At 39.9% G+C, this 2,823-nt stretch carries 1 protein-coding gene and 2 pseudogenes; 1 reads left to right on the top strand and 2 read right to left on the bottom strand.

Features of this window, described 5'->3' with window-relative positions:
* The coding region (locus ACFFAP_RS37730) for an IS701 family transposase (RefSeq protein WP_375515988.1) at window positions 1–1,063 on the bottom strand (1,063 nt) is incomplete at its 3' end.
* Window positions 1,064–1,130: 67 nt separating this feature from the next.
* Here ACFFAP_RS37730 and ACFFAP_RS37725 point away from each other — a divergent pair.
* A pseudogene (locus ACFFAP_RS37725) lies at window positions 1,131–1,526 on the top strand (transposase); the annotation flags it as partial.
* A gap of 402 nt (window positions 1,527–1,928) precedes the next feature.
* Here ACFFAP_RS37725 and ACFFAP_RS37720 read toward each other — a convergent pair.
* Window positions 1,929–2,823: pseudogene (locus ACFFAP_RS37720) on the bottom strand (hypothetical protein); the annotation flags it as partial.

The raw sequence follows: 2,823 nt of genomic DNA, 5'->3' as shown, positions 1-2,823 counted from the left end.
CTGGAGAATTTAAACTAATCATCGTGTAAACACAAAAAATAATCTCCCACCATCTCTCAATATGTTGGAAATTAGTGAAACGGTAATCTGTCCAGCCTAGTTCCTGTTTACACTGTCGAAAACCATATTCAACCCAGGTTCTTAATCCATATAAGTCGCCTAAAGTCTTTTTCAAATTTCCTTGAAGATTCGTCATTACGAAGGAGGTAGAATTTTCCGGCATAGTTTCTGTATCAGTAGTTATTTCCCAGTAAGTTATGGCTCTTTTTTTACCATAAATTATTTCCCTAATGTATCTGGTCTCTGATTTTTGATTGCTAAATGTTCTCTCAAATTTACACCATTTATTTGCCCTAACACTTTGCCCTACGGGCAACCAAACTCCATGATCACAACGAATTGATACCACGTAATCTAAGTTATATTCAGCTATCTTTCTAATAAATTGGCTACTTTCACCATATAAACTATCAGCCAATACTAGTTTAATATTGAACCCTGATTCCATTAATTCTGTAATTATCTCTGATGCTAACTCTATTTTAGTTTTATATTTATCTGACTCTTTTAGTGTTCCTTTTGGTTTAAATACTTTGACGCTTAATGGAAAAGTTATGTTAGCGTCAATGCCATAAGCATTGACTGAAACTATCCCATTATCTACTTTTCCCACGCTTCCCAAATATTGTCTGGCTACATAATCGGTCTTTTTACCTTTTTTTCTATCTCCTGTCTCATCTATTACTAATGTAATTGCCCGACCATTTAATTGTTTCTTCAATTTATTTAATCTTCGTTGTTTTAATTTATTTACTGACCAGTCTGAATTTGCTAAAAAATGGTGTAATGATTGTGCCGATTTTATACTTACTACCTTTGCTATCTCTGGTAACGATTTTCTTTTTATCGTTGATATTATCCCCATGTGTAAATTTTTGAAGCATTCATAATTCCTTACTTCTTTAAATAAGTCTTTATACTCTGCACAATATTCATCTACGATCGCAACTGTTGGGTGGGCGTCTCTAGCCAAATGTTTCAGGATTTGTAATTCCACATCCATTGTCCTGCTTACCTTCCAGACTTTTTTCTTTTAATCCTTTTATTAAGAATACTCGGAAAGTGACAGAAGAGGGATAGAATACAACATCGACTCAGAGAATGGACAACAAACTTATCGTTTGATTACCAGTTTGATGGATATTGCTTTGTTTCCTGCTTTGTTGTTAGCCACAGAGTATCATCAGCGTTGGGAAATCGAAAATACTATTGATGAGCTAAAAACCCATCTTAATGGGCGTAAAACTCCCATTCGTTCTCTCAAACCCCGTGAAGTTGTTCAAGAAATTTACGGTTGGCTTCTTAGCCATTATGCAGTTCGCACTTTAATGTTTCAAGCCGCGACTGCTGCCGAAATATCTCCATTACGCTTAGGTTTTACTGGTACTCTCAAAGTTATTCGACGGGCTATTTCTGATTTTCAAGATACTAATAGTGAGCAACTACCCTTTTTTTCTCCAAGCTGATTCTGGAAATTTTGGAGCAAAAAATCCCTCCAAGACAGGGCAGAACAAATCCTAGAGTAGTCAAAAAACCTCGTTCTAAGTTTCCGTCTAGAAAACCAATCCACTCAAGAGCGGGTACCAAACATCAACCACTCACTTTTTTTATTCTCAATACTGCTTAATTCTTAACCGAGAAGTATTGCGGCGTAAGGGACTTCCAAGCAATAAAATCACCAAGTACAAGAATGATAATCATTGTGAAGGGGTAAGGAGAAGCAGCCGTCGGCTGCTTCTCCTTACCCCTTTTTGTAATAAATTAGGACTTACGCATTGACAATCTCAATCACTGTAAGGCTTTTGGGTTTTGCACTCCTGACTAGTCTAAACTCCAGTTAAAACACGAGATAGAGGAATTAACACTCCTCATGCCCCGTTTGCTAAAGTGCTGTAGTAGAAAGAGCTATCTGCAAAGATAAATTTCTCAAAGCCAGTCGTAGACAAGCTAATAGTGTTTCCATTGTTGTTGAAACTGATGTTGGCACTTTCAAGGGTATTGCCAGAAATAACACCAGATACAATCAGTTGGGAGCGTTTGAAAGCGCCCAAATCCAGGGTGTCAAAACCTTTACCACCATCAACACTCGCAACGCCAAATCCTTTCAAGTAGTCATTCCCAGTGCCCAGATCAATCTTGATCCCGCCACCGATAGAGACTTTTTGTTGAACTCCATCTAGGATACTGGTGGCGATAAGAGAGTCATTCCCATCGCCAGTCTTGATGATTCCTTGTCCATAAATCCCATAGGCAGTACTACCAATTGTTGCTGTAGCCTGTCCGGTAAGTTTGTCACAACAATTGCCAGCATCAATGACTCCATCGTTGAAGATACCATAGGTGGTGGCGTTTTTTCCTAAACTCTTGCCATAACCTGTAATCGTGTCATTGCCCCACCCTGTAGTAATGGTGGCGTCTTTAGTGTTTTGGATGCCGATTGCAGTACCGCGATAAATGATGGTGTCGTTGCTATTATTACCGATGCCGACGATCGTGTCATTTCCGTCTCCGGTATCCAGTTGCTTACTGTTAGTAATACCAGTTCCAGTAAAGTTGGAGCCGTCGCCTACGTCGATATTGTCAGGAGCTTTGCCAGCAGTACCTGTGCCAGTGATAGTGTCATTTCCATCTCCTGTACTAATACTGCCACTGTTAGCGATGCCGATTCCAGTACTGCCAGCGCCGCCGCCGTTGGGACCGCCGGCGCCTTCGCCGCCAGTGCCTGTGCCAGCGATCGCGTCGTTTCCATCTCCTGTATTAATA

The organism is uncultured Nostoc sp. (assembly GCF_964245575.1).
Classification (GTDB): Bacteria; Cyanobacteriota; Cyanobacteriia; order Cyanobacteriales; family Nostocaceae; genus Nostoc.
Note: the sequence above shows the minus strand (reverse complement) of the source record. Positions and strands in the feature narration are given on the sequence as shown.